Origin of the sequence: Rhizobium grahamii CCGE 502, from assembly GCF_000298315.2 — a bacterium.
Classification (GTDB): Bacteria; Pseudomonadota; Alphaproteobacteria; order Rhizobiales; family Rhizobiaceae; genus Rhizobium; species Rhizobium grahamii.
In genome coordinates this window covers 347645-372289 of the sequence record NZ_AEYE02000031.1, presented here as the reverse complement: position 1 = coordinate 372289, position 24645 = coordinate 347645, and the positions used below count along the sequence as shown (strand labels likewise).

Annotated in this window: 25 protein-coding genes, 1 tRNA gene and 1 pseudogene; 16 read left to right on the top strand and 11 right to left on the bottom strand. The window is 60.9% G+C overall.

The window, feature by feature from the left end; translation table 11 throughout:
• Positions 1–73 precede the first annotated feature (73 nt).
• Genes RGCCGE502_RS26340 through RGCCGE502_RS26310 form a run of 7 tightly spaced genes read left to right on the top strand, consistent with a single transcriptional unit; the run spans position 74 to position 7529 of the window.
• Positions 74–1099 carry a LacI family DNA-binding transcriptional regulator gene (locus tag RGCCGE502_RS26340; protein WP_016557258.1) on the top strand — a complete coding sequence of 342 codons (1026 nt, stop codon included), beginning with the start codon at positions 74–76 and terminating at the stop codon, positions 1097–1099.
• 19 nt (positions 1100–1118) lie between these two features.
• On the top strand, positions 1119–2141 hold the full coding sequence (locus RGCCGE502_RS26335) for an ABC transporter substrate-binding protein (RefSeq protein ID WP_016557257.1): 1023 nt from the start codon (positions 1119–1121) through the stop codon (positions 2139–2141).
• 60 nt (positions 2142–2201) lie between these two features.
• Positions 2202–3029 carry an ABC transporter permease gene (locus tag RGCCGE502_RS26330; protein ID WP_016557256.1) on the top strand — a complete coding sequence of 276 codons (828 nt, stop codon included), beginning with the start codon at positions 2202–2204 and terminating at the stop codon, positions 3027–3029.
• On the top strand, positions 3026–3805 hold the full coding sequence (locus RGCCGE502_RS26325) for an ABC transporter permease (RefSeq protein ID WP_016557255.1): 780 nt from the start codon (positions 3026–3028) through the stop codon (positions 3803–3805). The genes RGCCGE502_RS26330 and RGCCGE502_RS26325 overlap by 4 nt, the downstream gene beginning before the upstream one ends.
• Positions 3798–4823, top strand: coding sequence for an ABC transporter ATP-binding protein (locus RGCCGE502_RS26320; protein WP_016557254.1), 1026 nt, complete (start codon positions 3798–3800; stop codon positions 4821–4823). The genes RGCCGE502_RS26325 and RGCCGE502_RS26320 overlap by 8 nt, the downstream gene beginning before the upstream one ends.
• Before the next feature lie 4 nt (positions 4824–4827).
• Complete coding sequence (locus RGCCGE502_RS26315; protein ID WP_016557253.1) at positions 4828–5748, top strand: nucleoside hydrolase; 921 nt, start codon at positions 4828–4830, stop codon at positions 5746–5748.
• Positions 5745–7529: an adenine deaminase gene (locus RGCCGE502_RS26310; protein WP_016557252.1), complete on the top strand. Its 1785-nt coding sequence runs from the start codon at positions 5745–5747 to the stop codon at positions 7527–7529. The genes RGCCGE502_RS26315 and RGCCGE502_RS26310 overlap by 4 nt, the downstream gene beginning before the upstream one ends.
• Before the next feature lie 57 nt (positions 7530–7586).
• Here RGCCGE502_RS26310 and RGCCGE502_RS26305 read toward each other — a convergent pair whose 3' ends face one another.
• Entirely contained in the window at positions 7587–8762 is a 1176-nt protein-coding gene (locus RGCCGE502_RS26305) for a M20 aminoacylase family protein (protein ID WP_016557251.1), read from the bottom strand.
• Between the two features lie 202 nt (positions 8763–8964).
• Between RGCCGE502_RS26305 and RGCCGE502_RS26300 the strand changes: the two genes are divergently transcribed.
• Together RGCCGE502_RS26300 and RGCCGE502_RS26295 are read left to right on the top strand one after the other, a co-directional pair.
• Positions 8965–9627, top strand: coding sequence for a sulfite oxidase-like oxidoreductase (locus RGCCGE502_RS26300; protein WP_016557250.1), 663 nt, complete (start codon positions 8965–8967; stop codon positions 9625–9627).
• A 279-nt stretch (positions 9628–9906) separates the two neighbouring features.
• On the top strand, positions 9907–10596 hold the full coding sequence (locus tag RGCCGE502_RS26295; RefSeq protein WP_016557249.1) for a helix-turn-helix domain-containing protein: 690 nt from the start codon (positions 9907–9909) through the stop codon (positions 10594–10596).
• Here the strand turns inward: RGCCGE502_RS26295 and RGCCGE502_RS26290 are convergent.
• From RGCCGE502_RS26290 to RGCCGE502_RS26280, 3 genes are read right to left on the bottom strand one after another with little or no spacing between them, the layout of a single operon-like run.
• Complete coding sequence (locus tag RGCCGE502_RS26290) at positions 10593–11201, bottom strand: hypothetical protein (RefSeq protein ID WP_016557248.1); 609 nt, start codon at positions 11199–11201, stop codon at positions 10593–10595. The two genes, RGCCGE502_RS26295 and RGCCGE502_RS26290, sit on opposite strands and share 4 nt — an antisense overlap.
• 40 nt (positions 11202–11241) lie before the next feature.
• Positions 11242–11985, bottom strand: coding sequence for a CbtA family protein (locus RGCCGE502_RS26285; RefSeq protein WP_016557247.1), 744 nt, complete (start codon positions 11983–11985; stop codon positions 11242–11244).
• A gap of 13 nt (positions 11986–11998) precedes the next feature.
• Positions 11999–12208, bottom strand: a complete 210-nt coding sequence (locus RGCCGE502_RS26280) for a CbtB domain-containing protein (protein ID WP_016557246.1) — start codon at positions 12206–12208, stop codon at positions 11999–12001.
• Positions 12209–12430: 222 nt separating this feature from the next.
• On the opposite strand from RGCCGE502_RS26280, the gene RGCCGE502_RS26275 reads away from it, so the two are divergent.
• The 5 genes and pseudogenes from RGCCGE502_RS26275 to RGCCGE502_RS38820 all read left to right on the top strand — a co-directional run.
• Positions 12431–12994: a histidine phosphatase family protein gene (locus tag RGCCGE502_RS26275; protein WP_016557245.1), complete on the top strand. Its 564-nt coding sequence runs from the start codon at positions 12431–12433 to the stop codon at positions 12992–12994.
• Between the two features lie 358 nt (positions 12995–13352).
• Positions 13353–14918, top strand: coding sequence for a putative bifunctional diguanylate cyclase/phosphodiesterase (locus RGCCGE502_RS26270; protein WP_016557244.1), 1566 nt, complete (start codon positions 13353–13355; stop codon positions 14916–14918).
• 221 nt (positions 14919–15139) lie between these two features.
• Entirely contained in the window at positions 15140–15763 is a 624-nt protein-coding gene (locus RGCCGE502_RS26265) for an outer membrane protein (protein WP_016557243.1), read from the top strand.
• 119 nt (positions 15764–15882) lie between these two features.
• A complete protein-coding gene (locus tag RGCCGE502_RS38295) occupies positions 15883–16092 on the top strand; it encodes a hypothetical protein (protein WP_244441794.1) in 210 nt (69 codons plus the stop codon).
• A gap of 81 nt (positions 16093–16173) precedes the next feature.
• A pseudogene (locus RGCCGE502_RS38820) lies at positions 16174–16353 on the top strand (transglutaminase-like cysteine peptidase); the annotation flags it as partial.
• Positions 16354–16446: 93 nt separating this feature from the next.
• Here the strand turns inward: RGCCGE502_RS38820 and RGCCGE502_RS36820 are convergent.
• Positions 16447–16707: a hypothetical protein gene (locus RGCCGE502_RS36820; protein WP_016557240.1), complete on the bottom strand. Its 261-nt coding sequence runs from the start codon at positions 16705–16707 to the stop codon at positions 16447–16449.
• A 658-nt stretch (positions 16708–17365) separates the two neighbouring features.
• Complete coding sequence (locus RGCCGE502_RS37540) at positions 17366–17515, bottom strand: hypothetical protein (RefSeq protein ID WP_016557239.1); 150 nt, start codon at positions 17513–17515, stop codon at positions 17366–17368.
• Positions 17516–18530: 1015 nt separating this feature from the next.
• On the opposite strand from RGCCGE502_RS37540, the gene RGCCGE502_RS26245 reads away from it, so the two are divergent.
• Positions 18531–18716 (top strand): hypothetical protein, encoded by a 186-nt coding sequence (locus RGCCGE502_RS26245; RefSeq protein WP_016557238.1) that lies wholly within the window; start codon positions 18531–18533, stop codon positions 18714–18716.
• Between the two features lie 190 nt (positions 18717–18906).
• Here RGCCGE502_RS26245 and RGCCGE502_RS26240 read toward each other — a convergent pair.
• The 5 genes from RGCCGE502_RS26240 to RGCCGE502_RS26220 form a co-directional block, all read right to left on the bottom strand.
• Positions 18907–18983, bottom strand: a tRNA-Met gene (locus tag RGCCGE502_RS26240).
• 110 nt (positions 18984–19093) lie between these two features.
• A complete protein-coding gene (gene mnmA, locus RGCCGE502_RS26235; protein ID WP_016557237.1) occupies positions 19094–20293 on the bottom strand; it encodes a tRNA 2-thiouridine(34) synthase MnmA in 1200 nt (399 codons plus the stop codon).
• A gap of 184 nt (positions 20294–20477) precedes the next feature.
• Positions 20478–21890, bottom strand: a complete 1413-nt coding sequence (gene chrA, locus RGCCGE502_RS26230) for a chromate efflux transporter (RefSeq protein ID WP_016557236.1) — start codon at positions 21888–21890, stop codon at positions 20478–20480.
• Between the two features lies 1 nt (position 21891).
• Positions 21892–22707, bottom strand: a complete 816-nt coding sequence (locus RGCCGE502_RS26225; protein ID WP_016557235.1) for a chromate resistance protein ChrB domain-containing protein — start codon at positions 22705–22707, stop codon at positions 21892–21894.
• Positions 22708–22958: 251 nt separating this feature from the next.
• Positions 22959–23729 (bottom strand): siderophore-interacting protein, encoded by a 771-nt coding sequence (locus RGCCGE502_RS26220; protein ID WP_016557234.1) that lies wholly within the window; start codon positions 23727–23729, stop codon positions 22959–22961.
• A 294-nt stretch (positions 23730–24023) separates the two neighbouring features.
• On the opposite strand from RGCCGE502_RS26220, the gene RGCCGE502_RS26215 reads away from it, so the two are divergent.
• Positions 24024–24638: an O-methyltransferase gene (locus RGCCGE502_RS26215; protein WP_019280721.1), complete on the top strand. Its 615-nt coding sequence runs from the start codon at positions 24024–24026 to the stop codon at positions 24636–24638.
• Positions 24639–24645 lie beyond the last annotated feature (7 nt).

The following is a 24645-nucleotide window of genomic DNA, read 5'->3' as shown; positions in this document are numbered from 1 at the left end:
ATTTTGGATTCGACAAGTTCCCCGGCCTGATGTACGCAATGATTAAACGATTAATCTCCGTATGTCGGAAACCATGCCTCCAACGCGACCTGGACCGAACCTGAGCAGAATTGCGACGTCGCTCGGCGTATCTGTCGCGACGGTTTCCAATGCGCTCTCTGGCAAAGGCCGCGTTTCCGAACAACTGGCAGAGAGGATCAAGGAACACGCCGCCGAACTCGGCTACGTTCCGAGCCAAGCCGGACGCGCGCTCCGCACCGGGCGCAGCGGCGTCCTCGGCCTTGTTTTGCCTGACATCGCCAACCCACTTTTCCCTAAGCTCGCCCAGGCGATCGAATTCGCCGCCACTGCCGCCGGTTACGGCGTGCTCATCGCCGACTCCCGGGGGGACGTCGCCACCCAGACCGAGGCGATCAACCGCTTGGTCGAGCGCGGCGTCGAGGGCATGGTGATCATACCGCGCCGCGCGACACGAATTTCCGCCGCTGCCTGCCCAGTCGCCGTCATCGACACAGCATCCACCCCTGGCAACACCGTTGCCGCCGATCACATGCAAGGCGGCTGGGTGATCGGCAACCATTTGGCCGAGCTTGGACATCGGCGCATCCTCATCATCGGCAACAATCCGGGCTCTAACGTTCAGAACGACCGCGTGGGCGGCATCCGCTCGGGTCTCCGCCCCGGAATGAGTTCGGCAACGCTCTGGATCGAGACGCTGGAGCGGCAAAGCGGCAGTGGCTGCAGCCTGGGCCTCGCTGAGAAAGTGCGCGAGGGCTACACGGCATTCGCAGCGCTGTCGGATCTGCAGGCCTTGCGAGCCCTCACCGAATTGCAGCGCGACGGCATTGATGTGCCAAGCGTCGCAAGTGTTACCGGCTTCGATGATCTCATCTGGTCGCCGGTCATCACCCCTTCGCTGACCACGGTGGCGATGGATATGCACACGATCGCCGAGATCGCCATCTCGTCGCTGCTGCAGACCATCCAGACGCGTGGCAGCCGCGAGGGCGTACTTGTGGAGTCCGAGACCGACCGAGTTCCGATGCAACTGATCGTTCGCCAGTCCTCCGGGCCGGCGGACCCGACACGAATATCCTGACAGACGGAGAACAGCTGACATGAAGAATGCCCTCATCGCTTCGGCCGCGCTATTGGCGCTGTCGCCCCTCGCTGCGAAGGCAGAGGAAAAGACGCTGACGATTTCCGTCTATGCCTTTGCCCAGGATGACTTCAAGTCGATTGTCTACGATCCCTTCGAGGCCAAGTGCGGCTGCAAGCTGGTTGTCGAGACAGGCAACAGCGTCGAGCGTCTTGCCAAGATGGAGGCCAACAAGGCGAACCCGGTCATCGACATGGCTGTCGTCTCCATGGCCGATGCCCTGTCGGCCACGCGCAAGGATCTGATCGACAAGGTCGATACCGCAAAGCTCTCCAACTTCGGGAAGCTCTACGACCTCGCCAAGGATCCGAACGGCGACGGCATGAGCGTCGGCTACACCTTCTACGCCACCTCGATCGCCTACCGCTCCGACAAGATGAAGATCGAGTCCTGGGCCGACTTGCTGAAGCCTGAATATGTCGGCCACGTCGCCTTCCCTAATGTCACCACCAACCAGGGTCCGCCAGCACTCTTCATGCTCGGCCAGGCGCTCGGCAGCGACAACCCGGACCTCAAGGCCCCGATCGAAGCGCTCGGCGAAAAGAAGGACGAGATCGTCACATTCTATGAGAAGTCCTCGCAGCTCGTACAGCTGATGCAGCAGGAGGAGATCTGGGCCGCCCCGATCGGCCGCTTCTCCTGGGCCGGCTTCACCAAGCTCGACGTCCCCGTTGCATGGGCAACACCCAAGGAAGGCCAGACGGGCGGCATGAATGTGATGGTCGTCACGAAGGGCTCGAAGAACCGCGATCTCGCCCTGCAGTTCATGGACTTCTGGCTCTCCACCGAAATCCAGACGAAGCTTGCCGAAAAGCTGGTCGACAGCCCGGCGAATAAAGAGGTCAAGCTCTCCGACGAAGCCGCCAACAACCTGACCTATGGCGAAGAAACCGCCAAGAGCCTGAAGCTCATCCCGTCCGCAGCCGCGCTCGACAACCGCGCCGCCTGGCTGAAGGAATGGAACGAGAAGGTCGGCCAGTAATCTCCAGGCCGGCTCGGCTGTTTGCCGGAGCCGGCCCATCCATTCGTCGAAAGTCCTTTCATGTTTCAGAACCGCGCAGAAGCCTTGGCGCTTGCCCTGCCCGCAGCAGTCTTTGCCGCGCTGGTCTTCCTGCTGCCCGTCATCGTCCTCCTCTCCGAAGGCTTCCGTATCGATGGCGGCTGGACGCTTGGCGCCTACACCGACTTCTTTTCCGAGTCGCTGAACCGTACGGTCTTCTTGCGCACCTTCCGTCTGGGGCTTGAGGTCACGGCGGTCTCAACGGTGATCGGCTATGCCGCCGCTTTCGCGATCGTCAACCTGCCGCCCAAGGGCAAGGGCCGGATGATCGGCCTCATCACCCTGCCGCTGATGATCTCGCCGGTCGCTCGAACCTATGCCTGGATCGTCATTCTCGGCCGGACCGGGATCGTCAACCAGGCCATCCAGGGCCTCGGTCTCAGCAACGGGCCACTGCGCCTGCTCTTCACCGAGACCGCCGTCTTCATCGGCCTGCTGCAGCTCTTCCTGCCGCTGATGATCCTGTCGCTGATCAGCGCGCTTGAAAACATGCCGAAGGATGCCATTCCCGCCGCCCGTGTGCTCGGCGCCAACTGGTTCCAGGTGTTCTGGAAGGTAATCCTGCCGCTCACCCGCGAAGGTTTGGTTGTCGGCGGCACGCTCGTCTTCACCGGATCCCTGACCGCCTACATCACGCCCGCCGTGCTTGGCGGCTCGAAAGTGCTGATGCTCGAAACGCTGCTCTATCAGCAGGTGTCGGTTGCCAACAACTTCGTCTCGGCAAGCGTCATCGCCTTCATGCTGATCGTCATGAGCTTTGCCGCCAACATCCTGCTCAAGCGCCTTGCGACCGCGAGGAACAAGCGATGACCGCGCGTATTCTCTCTCCGCTGGTTCTCGGCCTGTTGCTGATCTTCCTGATCGGCCCGTTCCTCATCATCATCGCCGCATCGCTATCCGCCGGCGACACGCTTGCCTTCCCGCCGCAGGGTCTTTCTCTCAAGTGGGTGGCCAAGGTCTTTACGATCGACAGCTTCCGCGAGAGCTTCGCGATGTCGATGTTCCTTGCCGTCTTCGGCACGCTGACCGCGCTCATCCTCGGCATCCCCGCCGCCTATGCGCTGTCGCGCTACAAGCTACCTTTCGGCGAAACCGTCCGCACGATCGTATCGCTGCCGATCATTGTGCCCGGCATCATCGTCGGTCTGGCGCTGCTGCGCTATCTCGTCGTGCCGTTCGGTTTCAACATCACGCTGGCGCTGTTCATGGCCCACACGGCGCTTGTGCTGCCTTATGCCGTCCGCGTCGTGTCAGCCAGCCTCAACAACCTGCGGTCGGATATGGAGGAGGCAGCCGTCCTGCTCGGTTCCTCACGCGTCGGCGCCTTCTTCCGCGTCGTCATGCCGAATATCCGTGGCGGCATCCTCGCCGCCTTCATCCTCGGCTTCGTGACCAGCTTCAATCAGGTGCCGGTCTCGCTCTTCCTTTCCGGTCCCGGCGTGCGCACGCTGCCGATCGACATGCTGGGCTACATGGAGACCACCTACGATCCGTCGATCGCGGCCCTCTCCTCGCTGCTCGCCTTCCTTTCCATCGGCATCGTCTTCCTTGCCGAACGCTTCCTGGGATTCTCTCGTTATGTCTGACGCCTATCTCAAACTCGACAAGCTGACGCTTGCCTACGGCGATACGGTCGCGGTGAAGGATCTCGACTTGCAGATCGCCAAGGGAGAGCTCGTCGCCCTGCTCGGCCCTTCCGGATGCGGCAAGACGACGACGATGCGCTCGATCGCGGGGCTGCTCTCCCCGGCATCCGGCCGCATCATGCTCGATGGCGACGAGATCACCCGCGTTTCCGCCAACAAGCGCAATGTCGGTCTGGTCTTCCAGTCCTACGCGCTCTTCCCGCATCTGACGGTCTATCAGAACGTCGCCTTCGGCCTGCGTCTGAAGGGCATTGGCGGCAAGGATCTCGATGCCAAGGTCAGCGCCGGCATCAAGTCCGTCGGCCTCGCCAAGTTTGCCGATCGCAAGCCCGCCGAACTCTCCGGCGGCCAGCAGCAGCGCGTGGCCCTTGCGCGCTCCATGGTCATGGAGCCGAAGGTGCTGCTGCTCGACGAGCCTCTTTCCAATCTCGACGCCCGCCTGCGCCTCGAAATGCGCGCCGAGCTGCAGCGCGTCCAGAAGGAAACCGGCGTCACGATGATCTTCGTCACCCACGACCAGATTGAAGCGCTGGCGCTCGCCGACCGGATCGTCGTGATGCTGAACGGTGGCATCGAGCAGATCGGCACGCCGGAAGAAATCTACAACAAGCCCGTCTCGGCCTTCGTCGCCGATTTCGTCGGCTTCGAAAACGTCTTTGCGCTGGAGAACGGGAAGCTCGCGACATCCAACTCACTCGTCGAGCTTTCCGCTCCAGCGCCGCAGGCCGCAAAGGGCCTGGCCTGGCGTCCGCGCATGGTGAACCTTGGTTCAGGTCCTTTCCAAGGCACCGTGCGCGGCACCTCGTTTGCCGGAAACACCCGCGAATATCTGCTCGACACGCCGCTTGGATCAATCAAAGCCGAGGTCGATGCCGAGCTGCCGACGCATGCGATCGGCTCGACGCTTCCCTTCGACCTGCCGCTTGCCGCTGCAGCGCCCCTCTCACGTTACAGGTAACATCATGGGCGTCTGGATCGACACCGACATGGGCTTTGACGACATCGCCGCGATCCTCGTGGTGGCGTACGCAAAGCTCGACATAGCAGGCGTTTCGCTCGTCTTCGGCAACACGCCGCTGCCACAAGTGCGCGTCAACGCCGCAGGTGCTGCCAGGGCCTTCGGCTGGACTTTCCCGATCCACAGTGGTCGCGCCATGCCCGTCCTCGGCTCGCTTGAGACCGCGCAGGCGATCCTCGGAGAAACAGGCATTCCAACCGCAGGCCAAGGCCTGCCCCCCGCGCCGGCCTTGCCGGAAAGCGACGCGTTCACTGCCCTCTGCAGCTGGCTGGAAACTGAGGGCCCGCATCGTATCCTCGCGCTCGGCCCGTTGACCAACCTCGCGGCTCTCGCACTGGCACGCCCGGACCTCGCCGCCCGCATCACCGAACTGACCTGGATGGGCGGTGGCATCACCGCAGGCAACCACACGGCATCGGCCGAGTTCAACGCGCTGGCCGACCCGGAAGCACTTGCCATCGTTCTCGCCCATAATCTGCCGCTGCGCATGGTCGACCTCGATCTCTGCCGCAAGGTCATCGCGACACCTGACGACGTTGGCCCGGCGCGAAATGCAGGCGGTGCAAACGCAGCGTTGATCGCCGACATGCTCGACGGCTATATCGGCATCGGAACCAGCCGCGGCAGAACGGGAATGGCGATCTACGATCCCTCCGCCGCCGTCGCCTTCGTCTCAACCGAGATCGTGACCTTCCGTCCCGCGCGGATCGACGCCGAACTGCAGGGCCAGCACACGCGTGGCCGCACCGTGGTCGAGACCCGGGCGACGCATGCAACCTTCAACGCCGAATACGCCGTCGATGTCGACGCTGAAAAGGCACGCGCCCTGATCCTCGGCGCACTGATTGATGAGGCAAGCCGATGATCGCGGAACCGAAGGATCTCAACGATCCCACACTTCGCGCCCGTGCCGTCGCCGCCGCGCGCGGTGATGCGCCTTTCGACCTGCTGATCTCGGGCGGGCGTCTGCTCGATGTCGTCACCGGACTGACCCGGGAAGCGGACATCGGCATTGTCGGAGCGCTGATCGCAAGCGTCCACGCGCCGGGCAGCCGGACCGATGCAGCCAAAACAATCGACGCAGCAGGCAGCATCATTTCGCCCGGCCTCATCGATACGCACATGCATATCGAAAGCTCGATGGTGACGCCCGCCGCCTATGCGGAAGCAGTCGTTCCGCGCGGCGTTACGACTGTTGTCTGGGATCCGCACGAGTTCGGTAACGTGCATGGCCTCGACGGCGTGCGCTGGGCGATCGAAGCGTCCCGATGCCTCCCGCTCCGCACGATTGTGCTTGCGCCGTCCTGCGTTCCTTCCGCTCCAGGCCTTGAAGTCGCCGGCGCCGATTTCGACGCATCGGTCATCGCCGAAATGCTGCGGTGGCCCGGCATCGGCGGTGTTGCCGAAGTGATGAACATGCGCGGCGTCATCGACGGCGATCCACGCATGACCGATATCGTGAATGCCGGCCTCGCTTCGGGAAAGCTGGTCTGCGGCCACGCGCGCGGGCTCGAAGGCGCCGACCTGAACGCCTTCATGGCTGCCGGTGTCAGCTCCGACCACGAATTGACTTCCAGCGCGGACCTGCTGCAGAAGCTCGCCGCCGGGCTCACCATCGAATTGCGCGGCTCGCATGACCATCTGCTGCAGGAGTTCGTAACCGCGCTCAACGGCATCGGCCATTTGCCATCGACGGTCACGCTCTGCACCGACGACGTGTTCCCTGATGAGCTGAAGGACGGCGGGGGTCTCGACGATGTCATCCGCCGGCTCGTCAGCTATGGCATGAAGCCGGAATGGGCGCTAAGAGCCGCCACCTTCAATGCCGCGCAGCGATTGAAGCGCTCGGATCTTGGCTTGATTGCCGCCGGTCGACGCGCCGATATCGTGCTCTTCGAAGATCTCGTTGGCTTTGCCACGAAGGCGGTCATCGCCAATGGCGCAATCGTCTCGACATCCGGAGAAATGAACGCCCACTTGCGCTCGTTCGATACCGTAGCCCTGCAGGACTCAGTCAAGCTGACGGCCCTGACTGAAGATGACTTCAGGGTTCCCTCCACCGGCAAGCGCGTTCGTGTCGCCACGATCGACCGCCCCCGTTTCACGCAGTGGGGCGAGGCGGAAACCGGCGTCGACGATGGCTTCGTCGTGCCTCCGGCCGGAAGCACCATGATCGCCGTCGCGCATCGGTACGGCAAGATCGACGGTCGGCCGCGGGTCGGCTTCCTGACAGGGTGGGGAGAATGGCGGGGGGCCTTCTGCACAACGGTGTCCCACGACAGCCACAACCTCACGGTCTTCGGCGGCAACGCGCGCGACATGGCGGTCGCCGCGAACGCGGTGATATCGGCCGGCGGCGGCATGGCTGTCGCCAAAGATGGCCAGATTGAAGCGCTTCTGCCCCTCCCGGTATCCGGCCTCGTCACCGAAGCCCCTCTGGAAGAAACGGCCGCGTCTTTCCGGGCGATCCGGAAGGCAATGGAAAAGATTGTCGACTGGAAGCCACCCTACCTCGTCTTCAAGGCCTGCTTCGGCGCCACTCTTGCCTGCAACGTCGGCCCGCATCAGACGGATCGGGGGATTGCCGACGTCCTGACCGGCAAGGTGCTCGAAAGCCCCGTGATCGAGATTCTCGACAGCGAATGACGGCAGCATCCGGGTGTCGCTCCCCGGCTGCCCAGTCTATCGCTGAAGGCAAGTGATCTAGAGCGCGGCCTTCAGCTCGCGCTCGACCAGCGTTGACCAAAAGGCCGCGCCATAACCGATGGCATGGTCGTTGAAGTCATACGCGGTATTATGATGCAGGGCACCATCGACAGCGGGACCGTTTCCGAGCCAGACATAACATCCCGGCGCATTCTGGCCGAAGAAGGCGAAATCATCACCTGCCGTTGACGGCGGGAAGCTGGTGCGCACCTTCTCCCCGAAGACGGCTCCGGCAGCGCCTAGCGCACGCGCGGTCGCATCGCGGTCGTTGACGACGGGCGGGATACGCCGTTCGAACTGGTAATCAACAGCAATGCCGAACATCGCCGCCGTACCCTTCGCAAGCCGTCCGATCTCTTCCTCGAGCTGGTCGCGGACCTCAGGCGAATAGGCCCGGGCAGTCCCCCCGATTTCGACGATATCGGGGATCACGTTCAATGCCTTGGGGTCACCCGCCTGCAGCGAACAGGCGCTGACGACGGCAGGCTGCAACGGATCGACCACGCGCCCGACAATCGTCTGCAACGAGGTCAGGAAGGTGCCGGCAGCCGTGATCGGATCCTTGCCGAGATGCGGCTTGGCGCCATGCGTTCCGGTACCCCGGAAGATCACACGCCAACTGTCCGACGATGCCAGTTGCGGCCCCTCGACCACGGCGATTTCGTCGACGGCCAGACCCGGCATGTTGTGAAGCCCATAGACGGCATTGCACGGGAAGAGTTCGAAAAGACCATCCTCGACCATCTTGCGCGCCCCGCCTCTGCCCTCCTCGGCCGGCTGGAAGATGAAATGCACCGTTCCGGAAAATTCGCGCGTCGCTGCCAGATGCCGTGCGGCGCCGAGCAACATGGTCGTATGCCCGTCATGTCCGCAGGCATGCATCTTGCCGGCGAATTTGGACTTATACGGGCGATCCGCCATCTCCGGCATCGCAAGCGCATCCATATCGGCTCGCAGCCCGATCGTCCGCGTCCCATTGCCGACCTGCAGCGTGCCGACAACACCGGTACCACCGAGACCGCGATGCACCTTGATATCAGCCTCCTCGAGCAACCGCGCGACGATGTCGCTCGTGCGCTGCTCCTCGAAGCCAAGCTCGGGATGGGCGTGCAGATCGCGACGCAGCGAAGTCAGGAATGGCAGATCGTTTTCGATCCGGGCTGGAATGGGCATGTGCCGGATGTCCTATGAATGCAAGCAGGCGCCAAAACGGCGCCGGCTGTGGTCCATCTTATTTAGCAAATGCCCGGGAAATTCAATCTCTTCGATGGGCCTGCATCGTCAACGGCCGACCTCGGCAGGTGTTGCCGTGACCCCGCGCTTGACAGTCCGCGAAGGCGAATGGCCTAATTGCCGCAACGCGAAAGGGCCACCGATGAGCGACGATCAAACCTCAACCGACAGCAAGCTCACGACATCGAAGCGCCGCTGGGCAGCTGAAGGAAAGTTCCTCACCGGTCGCATCAGTCGGCCGGAAGCAGAGCGACTGCCGCCTGGCCAGCATCTCGTCAAGAATTGGCCTGTCCTTGATCTCGGCCAGCAGCCGATGATCTCGATCGACAGTTGGCGTCTGGAGGTGCGTGGGCTCATCGAATCGCCACTTGACCTCACCTGGGCCGCCTTCCAGGCGTTGGACCAGAGCCTGAAGGTCACCGACATTCACTGCGTGACGACGTGGTCGCGCTATGACAACAAGTGGAAGGGCGTATCGACCCGCGACCTGCTCGATCAGGTAATGCCCAAGCCGGAAGCCCATTACGTGATGCTGACGAGCTACGACGGCTACACGACAAACCTGCCGCTCGCAGATTTTGCCGCGGAGGATGCGATCCTGGCGACATCGTGGGAGGGTGTGCCGTTGACTCGTGACCATGGCGGCCCCATGCGGCTCGTGGTTCCGCATCTCTATTTCTGGAAGAGCGCGAAGTGGTTGCGACGGATCGAGTTGCTGCCGGTCGATGCGGCGGGTTTCTGGGAGCAAAACGGCTATAACATGCGCGGAGACCCCTGGCGCGAGCAGCGCTATTCCGGCGATTGATACCAGTCGCGATTGCTGCTCCGCGCGGGGCGCGCAGAACCACACGCATCACCTGCCCGCTATGGTTTTGCTGGCCTCCTGTCGTCGCCTCTTCAAACAGGCTTCGAGGACCCGCATAAAGGGTAATTAACACGAGAACAGATTCACCTCAGAATTGATATCGAAAGTGATATATTCGACAAATTAATACCTTACGACAATTTAGGTGTTGCCGCTATTGAACCTTTACCCATTTTGGGTTGTTGTTGCATACCGATTCCGGATATCGCGTATGGGTTGATGAACAAGGACACGTCATTTCACACTATCACGCAGAAACTGCTGGACGCCTGGCTGCATACCACGTCGCAGATGCCCGCTGCACCTGACGACATCTATCGCGATGTTGTCGATCTGCTGACGATCCGGATGAGGATGACGCTTGTGGTTCTCGATGGAGAGGACCCGCTGCAATGGCATCTCAAGGTCGTGCGCCCCTCTGGCTTCAGTTCACGCCTGCTGAACATCAACAAGCTGTTCGCCGATCAACGCATCGGGGAGTTTAGGGATCGTGCGTACATGGAAACGGCCGTCATCCCGCGTTATCGCGAGGTGATTGCCACGCAGAAGCCGTCTATGGAACTGGTCAAGACAAGGGTCCTTGGCGTCAATCTCGGATATGAGCGGCTGATCCTTCCGCAAAAGACAACGGCGCGGCGCCCGTCCTGGCTGCTGACAGTTTCGAACGGACGGTTCATGTTCAACCCGCCTCAGCAGCAGGCTCGCATGGATGCGACCGACGAAGCGGTGATCCAGCTTTTGACCGAAGGGGCTACGGCCAAGGAAATCGCAGCTGATCTCGGCATTTCGCATCGAACCGTCGAGCACCGGCTGGAGCGCATGAAAGAGCGCTACGGCGCAAAGAATACCGTGCACCTTGCCGCCATGCTGGTGGCGACGCACTTCGACCGCGATGTCGAGAAAAGTTAGGGTGCGATCCGTCGGAGCAGGCGCCGCCCGCCATAGACCGCAGCCATCAGCGCCGCGGCGAGCGCCGTTAACGTCGCCAGGCTGGCAGGATGCCGCGGAACAGCGCTCCAGGAGGGACGAACGATATCTGCCGTGTTGAACGCCTCGCCGCTGAACTCGCAGGTGATCAACGCCAAGCCGCGCAACACCATGCCGGCATCGATTGTCGAGACGATGGCCTCGGCTTCGACAGCCTCGCCGCCCATGCTCCGCATCGATAGCAGCACGGCCTTCGTTGCCGCGAGATAGGCGTGCGAGCATTCGTTGAACGGGCTGGCCTCGTCGGTCACCCCACCAGGCATTTTGCCCCACAAACAGTAGGCATGCTGAATTTGGGCGTAGTTCAGCACACGCCGGAATGGCTCTGTCGTGTCCGTCGCGCGCGCCGCGAGACCGATGATCCGATCGCGATACTCGGCGATCATGATCATTTCGCCATGTGAGATTTCGGCAATCGCAATGCCGGTATGAGGTCCGCTGCCGCTGCGCTGGTGAGCTTCCGCAACCGAGCAAAACTGCAGCAGCGCGAGCAGGGACAAAAGGAAAATTGAGTGCCGAAAGATCATCCCTTGAATGAGGCTCCGGATCGCTCCAGAGCCCCTCCGATCAATGGAAGGCCGGCGCGCGAGCGCGCAGCTTTGCAACGGCGCCAAGCTTGCGTTCGGCGAGCACACCGAAGGCCATACCGAGGACGCTCCACAAGATCAGGTGCATGCCGATCGAGGTCGTACGGAAACGCCAAAGGACCGCCGCCGAATAGTTCTCCGGCACCTCGTTGATCGGCGGAAGCAGATACTGCACGACACCGATGAAGACGATATAGGCGATACCCGCTGTGATCGCCGCGTTCCAGGCACCGAACCGTAATGTGAGGCGGCGTGCAAACGCAATTGCGGCAACGAGCGCGGCGATCGAAACGACGATCATCAGGAAGAACAGTTCAGTCCTGACGCCGATCGTATCCGGATTGCCGACCGCCGGCGGATTGGCCGGGTATTTGATATTCGGCACGACAACAACCGAGACGAAGGCCGCAACCGCGATGACTGCCGACGTTCCACGTGCCCCGAGACCACTGAAGCGGCCTTGGACAAAGGCAAAAACCAGTGCGAACAGCCCACCGACTGCAATGCTGTAAGCCATTACGCCTGTGAAGAGACCAATGCCGGCCTGCGTGGCGCGGCTGACGACCTCGGGTTCGGCCGTTTCGCCGGCTGCCTGCGCTGCGGCTTCCTCAAACGCAATCGCTTGGTCGACCAGCGGCTCACCAAAGGTGTGGGCAAAGGCAAACACGAGGATGCCAGCGATCAGGCCCGCGAGCATCCCGCGAAGCAAAAGATTTCCAACCATGTTCGGAACTCCCTTAGTGGCAGGGGAAGCCGAGCAAATGCCGGCCGTCATGCACGAACTCGTGCACGTACATACCGTTGAAAAGCGCCATCGCGCCCTCTTCGGTGCCGACGAAATAGATGGCGATGAGCATCAGCAGACCGCCGAAGATGGCCCAGGGCAAAAGCTCGCCAACCGGAATCGGAGCCGGTACGGCGACGGGCGTAAAAGTAGAGTCAGACATGTATTCCTCCTGGAATGACGCGTTCAGTCGAGAATTGTTGCGTGGCAGGGTCTGACTTCCAGTCCGAGGTATCCTCATCCTGATCACAGTGGCGCGACCGCACCGGAATTTCACCGGTTTCCAAACCCACAACATAACCGTTATATCTGCGGCTTCGAACCTGTCAACGAAACTTCATAGAACGACAGTTCTCCTTCCCCGGTATCCGGAGACGATCGAGTGATGACGCGCCTGACCTGGATCTGCCATGGTTCCACTGCCGCCAACCGAGAGGCGCGGTTCCCGAAGGACGAGCCGTTGAACGACGAGGCGATGATCGCCACGCAGGCAATCGCCCCGCGCCTTCGACGGGCCGATCGCGTCTTTGCCAGCCCGACATTGCGCGCGCAGCAGACGGCCGATGCGCTTGGCCTGCAAGCGGAATTTTCCGAGGCACTCGCCGATTGCGACTTCGGCCGCTGGGCGGGACGCTCGATTGCGGAGATCCAGCAGGCGGAACCCGAAAATCTGGCGGCCTGGATGGCGCGGCCGGAAGAAGCGCCGCACGGTGGCGAGGCAATCGCCGCCGTTTGCATGCGTGTAAAAGCCTGGATGAGCGAGCGCCTGCAGGCCGGTGGCCATATCGTCGCCATCACTCATGCCGCGGTCATCAGGGCAGCGATCATCAACACGCTACAAGCTCCGGTATCCTCCTTCTGGATCGCCGATATCGAACCACTCGCTGTCGTCCACATGACCAGCAATGGCAGCCGGTGGTCGCTGCGCGTGGAAGGCGCGGCATCCTAATTTTGCGAGCATTAATTTAGGCCAGCCTTACGCAAGCGAACAATGCCATAGCTTTCCGACCCGACATATTCGCCGTGTTCCTTGCCCCTAGGAGGACCAAATGCCTTATGATTGGAGTGGCGCCCAGATGCGGCGCACGCGCCTGCTACGCATGACCGCCGCCGGTACCCTGCTTCTGCTCGTCATTGGCGCGTCTTTATTGATCCGCTGACAGCGACAGGCGGGCGGCCGCGCCGCTCGCCTTTCGAACCGCTCTCCTTTTCCGGTAAGCGCGGATACCAAGAATTCGCCCCTTGGTTTCAACAAACGCTTCAGACTTCAATGATACACCGGCGCTCGGGTGGAGATGGAGTGAAGCATGCCGGTATTCTTCCAGAGCAGAGCCGGAAGGCAATGCCTGTTGGTCATGGCGTTGGGAGTAACGCTGTGGCTCGTCGGCGCGATCCTGGAATTGGATAACTGGCTCGTCGCCTTCGTCGGCGCTTACGAGAGCTATGGTGCGGACAAACTCGTCCTCGCGCTCGGCATAGGCGGCGCGATGAGCTTTGTCTATTCGATCCTGCGCATCGTCGACCTGCGCAAGGAAATGGAATTGCGGGCCAGCGCCCAGGCCAAGGCCGACTGGACGGCAACTCACGACCACCTCACCAAGCTTCCCAATCGCTATGCCTTCGAGCGCAAGGTACTTCCGCGAAGGACCAAGACGGACGTCGAGGGCGACGAATGGGAGCAGAATGTTACAATTTTCTCCATCGACCTCGATGGCTTCAAGAAGGTCAATGACCTTGTGGGCCACAATGGCGGCGACGCCCTGCTGATCGAAGTGGCAAAGCGCATCTGCGCGATCGGCAACGCTGACTGCGTCTACCGTTTTGGCGGTGATGAGTTCGTCGTCGTCGCGCTCGGCCTCTCGCCGCGGCACGAGGAGCGCTTCGCATGCCTGCTTATCCAGGCCGTAACGCGCCCCATCCATATCAATGGGGTTGCCGCCGAAGTCGGCGCCAGCGTCGGCTACGATCGCTGGCAACAAGGTCGGGAGCCGTTGGAGGACGCCGCCCATCGTGCCGATCTAGCCATGTACGAGGCCAAGTCACGCGGTCCCAATCAGAACATGGCGTTTGAAGCCTCGATGCAGGATAAGGTGGCAAAACGCGCCACTCTGGAATCGAAGCTCCGGATTGCGATCCAAAAGAAGGCTATCCGGCCGTTCTATCAGCCGCTGATCGATCTCAAGACCGGCACGGTCTGCGGCTTCGAGGCGCTGGCGCGCTGGACGGATGAAGAGGGCGTTGCCATTCCGCCGCCGGTCTTCATCGGCATTGCCGAAGAAACCGGCATGATCACCGAGTTGTTCGAGGATCTTCTTGCGCAGGCCTGCCGCGATGCCTTGGCTTGGGATGATCACGTCATGCTGTCGTTCAACGTCTCTCCGGTACAGATGGAGGACAAGCTGCTAGCCTCGCGCATCTTCAAGGTGCTCTCGGCAAACAGCCTGCCGCCACGCCGCCTTGAGATCGAGATCACCGAGAATGCGCTGATCCAGGATCCGGCGGTTGCCGCCATCATTCTGGATGAACTGCACGACGCCGGCGTGCAGATTGCCCTCGACGATTTCGGCACGGGCTATTCCAGCCTCGCCCAGCTCGCCCGATACCGCTTCGACAAGATCAAGATCGACAAGAGCTTCATCGCGACCTACCGCGATGACGATCGCCAGGAGAAGATCATTCGCGCCATGCTTGGCCTCGGTCGCAGCCTCAACATACAAACGACCGCCGAAGGCATCGAGGAGCATCGCCAACTCGGTCACCTGCTTCAGCTCGGCTGCGATGTCGGCCAGGGCTATCTTTTCGGAAAGCCTATGCCCGCCGAAGACACACGCTCCTTCATCTTCGATCGGGACGCGGCGCTGGCCAACGGATGAGCAAGGCGCAACGTACGCCACATCTGTAATGCTAGCATTCCCGCACATCAGAAGTTCGTGATGGAACCTTCTCGGATAGGGCGGCGTTAGCGCCTTGGTCCTGTGGGCGGACATTTCCACTGAAAGTGTGATGCATGCCGCATGGCCACGATTATCGATCGGGGCTGGCCTTGGTCGGCGTGTAACTTGAGTGGACCCTTGTCATAGGAGAGGGATTTATCATGTATTTCCGTATAGTTGGCGTCTCCGCAGCTATGATTGCTCTCGCGGGAACCGCATGCGCCGCGGACCTTGTGAGCGAACCGCCGGCGGCCCCGGTTGCCGAAGCGGCGCCCACATTCACCTGGAACGGCTTTTATCTCGGCCTGCAGGGTGGCGGCGCGTGGGGCAACGGTGACTTCTCCGGCATCGGCGACGCCAACCTCAACGGCGGCCTCGTCACCGGCTTTGCCGGATATAACTGGCAACTCGACAACAACATCGTCCTCGGCGTCGAAGGCGACGCTTCCTACAATTGGGACGAGGAAACGGTTGGCGGCAATGAATACAAGTTCAACACGACAGGCTCCGTTCGCGCCCGCGTCGGTTACGCTCTCGATCACGCGCTGTTTTATGGTGCTGCCGGCTGGACCGGCGCCAGGGGCCACGTAAGCACCCCTGTTGGCGATGATGATGCGACGTTCTCCGGCTGGACCGTTGGAGCCGGTCTCGACTATGCCTTCACCAACAATATCATCGGGCGGGTCGAATATCGCTACAACGACTATAGCAGCAAGGACTTGCGCGGCGTCGACACCGACTTCAACCAAAACGTCGTGACCGTCGGCGTTGGCTACAAATTCTGAGAGTGCTGGCTCTACAGAAGCAAGCGGCAGGAAATGACCAGGCCCGGGCGAATGCCCGGGCTCTGACTTGACAGCGGTCGCCGCAACGGCAGTCCGTTCGTAGTCTAGTGGTTTCCACCGTGGCTACCGTCACCCTGGCCGCCACCGCCTTCGCCGCCGCCACCCTGGCTATTGCCGCCTTGGTTGCCGCCGCCCTGGCTGTTGCCACTCTGATTGCCGCTGGTTGCCGCCAGGCCCTTCACGCATCGCGTTCGATCGGAGCGCCGATTGGCTTCCCTCCGCATGCGCGCGCCATTCTTGGCTTTGCCATGGCGGGGGGCGCGAGATGACCGACCATGAGGCTATGCCCTTGCTCCAAAAGGTAACCGGCAGGTCAACGCCGGCGTAACGCCGGCAACGGACGCACAGACATCAGGAAAGTCCGAGACTGGTCTCTGCCCATTAACAGCAAAGGCGATTGCGAAGACTATGCCCCGCTCAAGGTGAAAACGTTGCTCAGCGTCGGCTTTGCGCCAAACAAACTGGCGCTGTCGGTCGTCATCGACCACGGCGGCAGCAACCATGTTGTCCTGCTGGCGCGACTGAAGTCGGGTGACTATGTCCCCAATTTTCAGAACCTAACCCATCTAGGGCGCGATCCTCCGTTGCCTAACCAGCCGCATACCTACACGACCCCAAAGGAGCTAGTGGACCGACGGGTCCTCGTCTTCCAGAAATGTCTTGATCCCCTCACGGGCGACCGTAGCCAGAAACTCGTCGAAAGCCTCGCGATCGGTCGCGAAGGGCTCTTCCCATTCGATGAGGTCCTCGTGCTGGGTCACCACCTCCATCTTCCAGTCGCCGTTCGAGCCGGCCGGGCGGAAAATATCGACGAGTACGGTCACACCATCCTCGGTAAACTCGCCGGCGAGCTCGGAATGTTCCAGTTTCGGTTTCTTTGCCATTCTCAAACCCGATCTGTGTTGCGCGCTGCTATCGTGCATATCGTGGCCCAATGAGAAAGGCGTACGGCCGAAGTTTATTGAAGGTTCCACGGAAGAATATGCGCTGGTAGGTGCGAGCCGGGCTAGACAGCGATCAAACCCCGGTCAATCAACGCAGGCAAATTTTCAAGCTTCGACCGCTTTGGTCCCTTTTGCGTGGAAGTGCGCGGCTGGATCATTGCCGCATCGTGCAGACGGTCCTGCCAACTGGACATGCGGCCGTGGCTTCGTAGCTGAAGGTAATTCTGAGTGTCGTCGTCGCTTTTGCTGAGAGCCTCAGCTCCATGATCGGGAGAGAAGCTCAGGCGTTGCCTCCGAAGAGCTAAGCTTCTCTCCCTCTGGCAGTCGAGATTTCGTCCTGTACAGGATGCTCGGTCCCCGCTGCGCCCTGTGTAAGCCGCACCGTTCGGTTTGCCATGAGGTCACATTAGCGACCTCCAAAATAATTGAAATAGATTTTTGAATGTCCCCGGGAGCACTATGCGAGCTGCCACCCTTTAGGGACTTTGGCCCAACTATCCAATCTAGACCACGTAATCGTGTGTAGTCCAAACCCATGGACACCGGAATGCTCGGGATTGCCCCCGCGGGTGCACCCGAGCATTCCGGACCCCAATCCCTATTTTTCTTCCAACGAGATTCCTTTTTCACCAATAGAAATGTCCACACCCGAGGGCTTGCTCTGCTCGCGATAAATGTAGACCCCCATGCCCACCACGACGACGAGCAAAGCACCGATAATTAAGAAGAGACCGTTACGACTGTTCATGCCAACTCCTTGCTTGCGGACCCCTTGAGATAGGCGGAAACATCCGCTTGGCAACCGCGTTGCGGCCAAGGCTGCCTCCCTATACTGGCGCGGTGACACCATTAGTTCATACACCGTTGGCACCTGCAGCGGTCGCTGCACTCTTTGGTCTTTCGAACTTTGCGCCTGCTGCGGCGGCGTCATCGGCTGCGAAGAAAGGCACCCCAACAGCTGTGAGCAAGCAAACGACTGGATCCACCACACCGATGACCAATCGGTTTCTGACTCCCCGAATGATGGATCGCAAGCGCCCTATGAATCCGGTTTGCGACCACGGCTTCAAACCTGGCGCCCCTTCGAGCTGTCACTATTGACTATCAAATCCACCCTGATGAAGAGAGCCCACAGCCCCAAGAGGGATTAGCTTTACCATGGGCCAGCAAGGTGCGTGCATAGCAGTTACCGGATATCCGTCGTCTCAATATCCACGACAATCCGCCGCCGCAACATCAGCGCCGCACCCCTCGTCATGAGGGTGCCGAGGCAGATTGACGGCGTCTGGCTGCGCGATATCGGCAGAATGCTTGCCCGATGCCGTTAGAGAGGCGGAACCGCGACCGTAGGGCCGAGGATCGAAGCCGTCACCAGCAGCACGCAGGTAAGACCGACCAACACCGTAATGCTTAGACCGACGAATTGCTTCTTATTCATGCTTTAGAGATGGGACGATCCATAGTGCTCTACCAGTGCGGCTTCTCGTCACGCTCGATCGCCAGCGTCCTGTCTAGTCTGAAAATCAGGCCTAGGGCGCCTTTTGCTCCGACCTAAGTCCAACAAATCGTTCGACTTTCGAAAGACGGCAAGGAGCAATTGATACTGTAGCCTTCCAAACGTCCTCATACCCTAGGACACAGTGCATCCCGGATATTGCGGACTTGATCCCTCCACAATATCCGGGAACCTTTTTGACTGCGAGTAGACATCCTTGATCCGGCCTGCTGTCCTGCTCATCCTGCAAGTCAGAGGAGAAACAGTCGTGAACGACAAACCCGCCTTTCTCGCATTCCGGTACTCTGATGGTACCTGGACTGTCATGATTGTCAGCGAGGACACGATCTCTGAAGTTCAAGATATGACGGCCGCCAAGCTAATCGAGATAATCGAGAATTTGGAGATGATGAACGAAGCGGAAGAGAAAGACTGGTGGGATGTCTTCCACTAAGAAGACGCGAGCTGCCGTTAACAGTTCCGCACCACTACCATCGGCAGGAAGGCGCCGCCGTGGAAACCTATCCTATCGGGCGGGCCTGTTACGCCGTGGCGACATAACGATGGTAGGCCGATCGAGCCATGGAAGTCGAACTAATGGCTACTGTCCAACTTGGCTAACACGGAAGCGCCAGTGATAAAGATGGTAGCGGGGGGCGGAATTGAACCGCCGACCTCAGGGTTATGAATCCTGCGCTCTCACCAACTGAGCTACCCAGCCATCTGCCAACGATGCCATTTGCTAAACGCCCGGCCCGTCGAATGAGCGGCTTATATGGTGACCCTTGCGGTCATGTCAAGCGCATGATCGAGAAAATACCACAGGCTGTTTCAGGCAGCGATAGGGCTTGCCAGCAACGCCTTCAGCGAGGCCTCCGCCGCCGGTTCGCGCTCGGAGCGCTCGATAAAACCACCGCCGTAGACGCGTGCGTCGTCGCCGGGCGCCGAATAGAGCGCGCAGGCCTGGCCCGGTGCAACACCGGCCTCGCCGACCGCGAGGTCGACGTAGATACCGGTCACATCGGCATGCAGGACGGCCGGCGTCGGCGCGCGTGTCGAGCGCACCTTGGCGAAGCATTCGAAGCCCCCGCCCGAGGCCGCTTCGGCGAGCGGCTCGTCTCCCAGCCAGTTGACATCCCGCAGATAGACGCGGTGCGTCTCCAGCGCTTCCTTCGGTCCGACGATGACCCGACGTGAGCGGGCATCGAGATAGACGACATAAAGCGGCTCGCCGGTGGCAATGCCGATGCCGCGGCGCTGGCCGATGGTGTAGTGCAGAATGCCGTCATGCTGGCCGAGAACGCGGCCGTCCAGATGGACGATTTCGCCTGCGAGTGCCGCATTCGGCTTCAACTTGTTGATGATGTCGGAGTACTTGCCCTGCGGCACGAAACAGATGTCCTGGCTGTCCGCCTTCTTGGCGACCACAAGACCCATGTCCTCGGCAAGCTTTCGGGTTTCGGCCTTCGGCAGGCCGCCGAGCGGAAAGCGCAGATAGTCGATCTGCTCCTGCGTCGTCGCGAAAAGGAAGTAGCTTTGGTCGCGATCGGAGTCGGCCGGACGATAAAGCGCGCGACGACCGGGGTCGCCAGGCGCGGGATTGGGCCGCGAGCGAATGTAGTGGCCGGTTGCAAGCGCATCGGCGCCGAGCTCCTTGGCCGTTGCCAGCAGATCCGCGAACTTGACCGTCTGATTGCACGAGACACAGGGGATCGGCGTCTCGCCGGCGACATAGCTTTCCATGAATGGATTGATCACCGTGTCGCGGAAGCGCTTCTCATAGTCCAGTACATAGTGAGGAATGCCGAGCGTCTCACAGACCCGACGGGCATCGTCGATATCCTGGCCGGCACAGCAGGAGCCTGCGCGATGAACGGCCGCGCCGTGATCGTAAAGCTGCAGCGTAATGCCGAGCACGTCATAGCCCTGGCGTTTGAGAATGCCTGCCACCACGGAACTATCGACGCCGCCGGACATGGCGACGACAACGCGGGTATCTTCCGGCTTCTTTTCAAAATCCAGTGTGTTCACGGGTGACTGCCAATTCTAAGCTTGTTGTGATCCACCCATAAGATGCGGCGGATTTCATGCGTCCGCGCGGGATCGGCCGCCGGACTTTCGTTGGCGAGGATATAGAAAGGATTGGGTTCCGGCGCAAGAGGATGCAAGTTTCATCAGTGAGGTGTCGCTTGGCACATGCCCTGTGCTGCCGCTGTTACAGCGCCGCCCCGAGCAACTTCCAAAGCATTCCGGCCACGGCACAAGCGAGCAATGTGGGGATCACCGACAGTCTGAACCGGAAGATGGCAACGGCAGCCGCGATGCTGAGAACGAGCGACGGCAGAGCCAGCGATGACCAGACGGGCACCTCAATCCATATGAGGCCAACCCGATGGATGCGCGTCTCGGTAAACAGGAAATGCAAGCCGAACCAGATTGCGAGGTTCAGGATGACGCCGACCACCGCAGCGGTAATGGCCGACATCGCGCTTGCGAGCGCTGCATTTCCCCTGAGCTTTTCGATGAAGGGCGCACCCAGAAAGATCCACAGGAAGCACGGCACGAAGGTCACCCAGGTCGTGAGGATTGCGGCCAAGGTCGCGGCCACCATCGGATCGAGACCACCTGGATCGCGGTGAGCTCCCATGAAGCCGACGAACTGGAGAACCATGATCAGGGGGCCGGGCGTCGTCTCGGCCATGCCGAGCCCATCGAGCATCTCCGTTGGGCGCAGCCAACCATAATGCTGAACGGCCTCCTGGGCGACATAGGCGAGCACGGCGTACGCGCCCCCAAAAGTCACCACGGCCATCTTGCTGAAAAAGACGCCGATCTGCGTAAACACATCATCGCCGCCTCGGAACACGTAAAGCAGCAAGAGCGGTCCGAGCCACAACGCCAGCATGACGGCCGAAATCTTCAATGACCATAACAAGTTCGGCCGCGCGTGGACCGGCGTTTCCTCGCCGAGCGCGGAATCGACGTCGGCCAGCACGCGACCGGCAGCGGCCTTATGGCCATTGCCTGTCTGGAAGGGCTTCGAGCCGGTTGCCGAACCCAAAAAGCCGATGATCGCCGCCGCCAGGATGATCAACGGAAACGAGATATGCAGAACATAGATCCCCACGAACGCGGCGGCCGCGATGGCGACCATCGCCGAATTTTTCAGCGCCCTGCCACCGATCCGGATGACGGCTTGCAAAACGACCGCAAGGACAGCGGCCTTGAGACCGAAGAACATGCCTTCGATGGCATCGACGTTTCCAAACAGTACGTAGACGTAGCTGAGGGCAAGGATGGAAAGGAAGCCCGGCACAACGAAAAGGATGCCGGCGACGAGCCCACCCGCCGTCCTGTGCATGAGCCACCCGATATAGATGGCGAGCTGTTGCGCTTCTGGCCCCGGCAGCAGCATGCAGTAGTTCAGGGCATGCAGAAAACGATGCTCGCCAATCCACTTCTTTTCGTCGACGACGATCCTGTGCATGACGGCGATCTGCCCCGCCGGGCCGCCGAAGCTCAGCGCCGCCACCCGCAACCAGACGCGAAAGGCGTCACCGAAGGAGACACCGTGACCCGTCCCGCCCGCGGTATCGTCGGCGGGCGTATCCGTGACAAGGTTGGCCATCTCAGCTTCCCCTCTTCGCCGAGGGCCAATTGTGTGTCTCGTCGGTCGCATCCCTGCACCATCGATAGAAGGCATCGTATAGGGTCATGCCTGCTTCCAATTGTTCAAGGTCGTCGGCAAACATCCGCGAAAGCCCGAGTGAAGCCGCCAGCAATCCGGCCGCTTCGGGCGCAAGATCGAGTCTTGCGGTATCGGCCGCCCGGACAACTGTCGCAAGCCTGAGGAGCGCGTCGGATTGAATGGCAAATTCCTCCACCATGATGTCGAAGGAGCAACGATCGCCGCGATGGCTCCAGAAGACGTCCTCGATATCGAAGGGTGTCGCCCCGAAACGGTCGGCGACCATCAAGACGTCCGCGGTGGGAACAAACAGAAAGACGGCCGACGGATCGACGAAGCGACGGATCAGCCAGGGGCATGCGATACGGTCGATCTTCGGGCGCGCGCGCGTGACCCAAACGGTTCGTCCCTTGGTATCACGAGACGGCAGCTTGTCCGAGGGCACAGCAAGGCCGCTCATCTTGATCCACGCTTCGAACCCGCCTTCCAGCGTTTCTGCCTGCACGCCCATGAAGCGAAGATGCGCGGCAACGCCGTGGCTGAGCTTGGCGCCATGGTGACAGATGATCACTGCTGGGCTTTGGATTTCATGGCCCCATTGATCCACATCCCTGAACGGCCTGCGGATTGATCCGGGAATGAGACGAGGATCGGCGGAAAAATCCTCATCGTTGCGCACATCGATCAACACCGGCGCACCGGGCGTGCCAATGAGACGGTTCAGTTTATCGGCTGAGATTTCGGTGAATGACGGCATTGCGCGTCCCTCCGTGTTAGCGGCTTCGTTGGACGCGACTCTTCGGCTGGCGCCTCGTGGGGTGATCGCGACCCCATGAGGCGTATGATCCATGGTGGATCCGGGTATGTCAAACACTTTCCAACCGCGCGTTGCTTGCGAAGGTCCGAGATGCAGCGACGTTGCGAACACCGATTTCACGCCGAAAACGGCTCTTCAGAGTCCGTAGGAGCAGGAAGCGAGCCGTGACGCGCGCGCCTCCTGAACAGAACCTAGTCGAACTTCTCCGTGGTATCGGCCTTGCCCTTGATCCAGTAGCCGGAAGCCTTGATCCAGTGCAACGGATAGCCCCGCTCCGTAACAAGATAGGCGCGGATTGCGCGTGTAACCGACGCCTCGGCCGCGACCCAGACGAAAGTTTCCGGCCGAATATCGACCCCCCGCAAAATGCTCAGAAGCGGTCCGGCATCCGTCGCATCCGAAGGCGATCGTTCCGCCCAATGCATAAGTAGTTCCGCCTTGGTTTCGAAGATCTGCCTCTCCGCCTGCCCCGCCACCGCCCCGATGGCGGTGATCACTATCCCGACATCGCTTTCCTCGATCCGGCGTCCCATGGCAGGCAGCGCGGTTTCGTCGCCGATCAGCAGCCACCGGGTCACGCTTGAGGACACCACCGCTGAGCCTCGCGGCCCGCCGATCGCAAGGGTATCGCCCACGGATGCCTCAATCGCCCACTGGGTCACCGGGCCGGCTTCATGCAAGGCAAAGTCGATCGTCAACGTGCGGGCATCGTTGTCGTACCGCCGTGGCGTATAGTCGCGACGGGCCTCGCCCTCGAGCGCAGGCACAAAGACTTTCACGTGATCATCCGGCGCTAGGCTGATGAAGTCCGCAAGGTCGTCGCCCGTCAGGACGATGCGGCGCATGCCCGGCGTGATATCCGTGACTTCGGCGACCGTCAGGGAGCGGCGACGTAGTTCATGACGAACCCGTTCGATCTGTGGAGCCGGCAGGCTGTAAGTTGAGTTCTGATTGCTATCCATCGTGTCCTTCAGAGGCTCTTCACCTCGATCCGCAGGACACAGTCGCGCAGATCGAAGCCGCAGAGCCGTTCGATCATACGCGTTGAGTGACGTTAACGCTTACGCGGCCGAGCGACGCCCGACCGTTGAAGAACCGGATGTAACCGACATCTCAGGGCCGTGCAACAACGCCTGACGGTAAATGGCGATTGTTGCCAAAGTTTAACTTTCATGCCAGCGACTGCCGAGCAAAACTTGTCAGCAGGGCCGCGCATGTGGGTGTCTCAACTCGGGCACCGCCTCGAGGAGTCGAAGATGGACGGCAAGATTCAGGACGTGCTTGATACCTACCATGTCATGATCCGCGAGGAGCAGAACAGTCCTCGCCAGCTTGCACCCGGCGGCCGCGACGGAGGGCAGGACATGCGTTTGCGCGCGGTCGGTCGGGAAACCGGGCAGCTTATCAACATTCTCGCCAAGAGCCTCGAAAAGCCGGTCATTCTCGAGCTTGGCACTTCCTTCGGCTATTCCGGCATCTGGCTGGCGGAAGCGGCGCGGGCGGCAGGCGGCAGGCTGATCACCATGGAGTTGCACGAGTATAAGTCGGCACATGCCAAAGGGATGGCGATAAAGGCTGGGCTCGCTGACTGGATCGATTTCCGGATCGGTGACGCGGTAGAAATGATCGGCCACCTCACCGATGGCATCGACTTTGTCCTCGTGGATCTCTGGAAGGACTTGTATCTGCCTTGCCTCGAGGCCTTCTATCCCAAGCTCAATCCCGGCGCGATCATCGTTGCGGACAACATGCTGCGTCCCGGCGACGAGAACGTCAGGCAATACGGCAAAGCGATCCGGGCCAGGCCCGGCATTACCAGCGTGCTTTTGCCGGTCGGCAGCGGAATCGAGGTCAGTCGCTTCGACCGATGAACTCAAG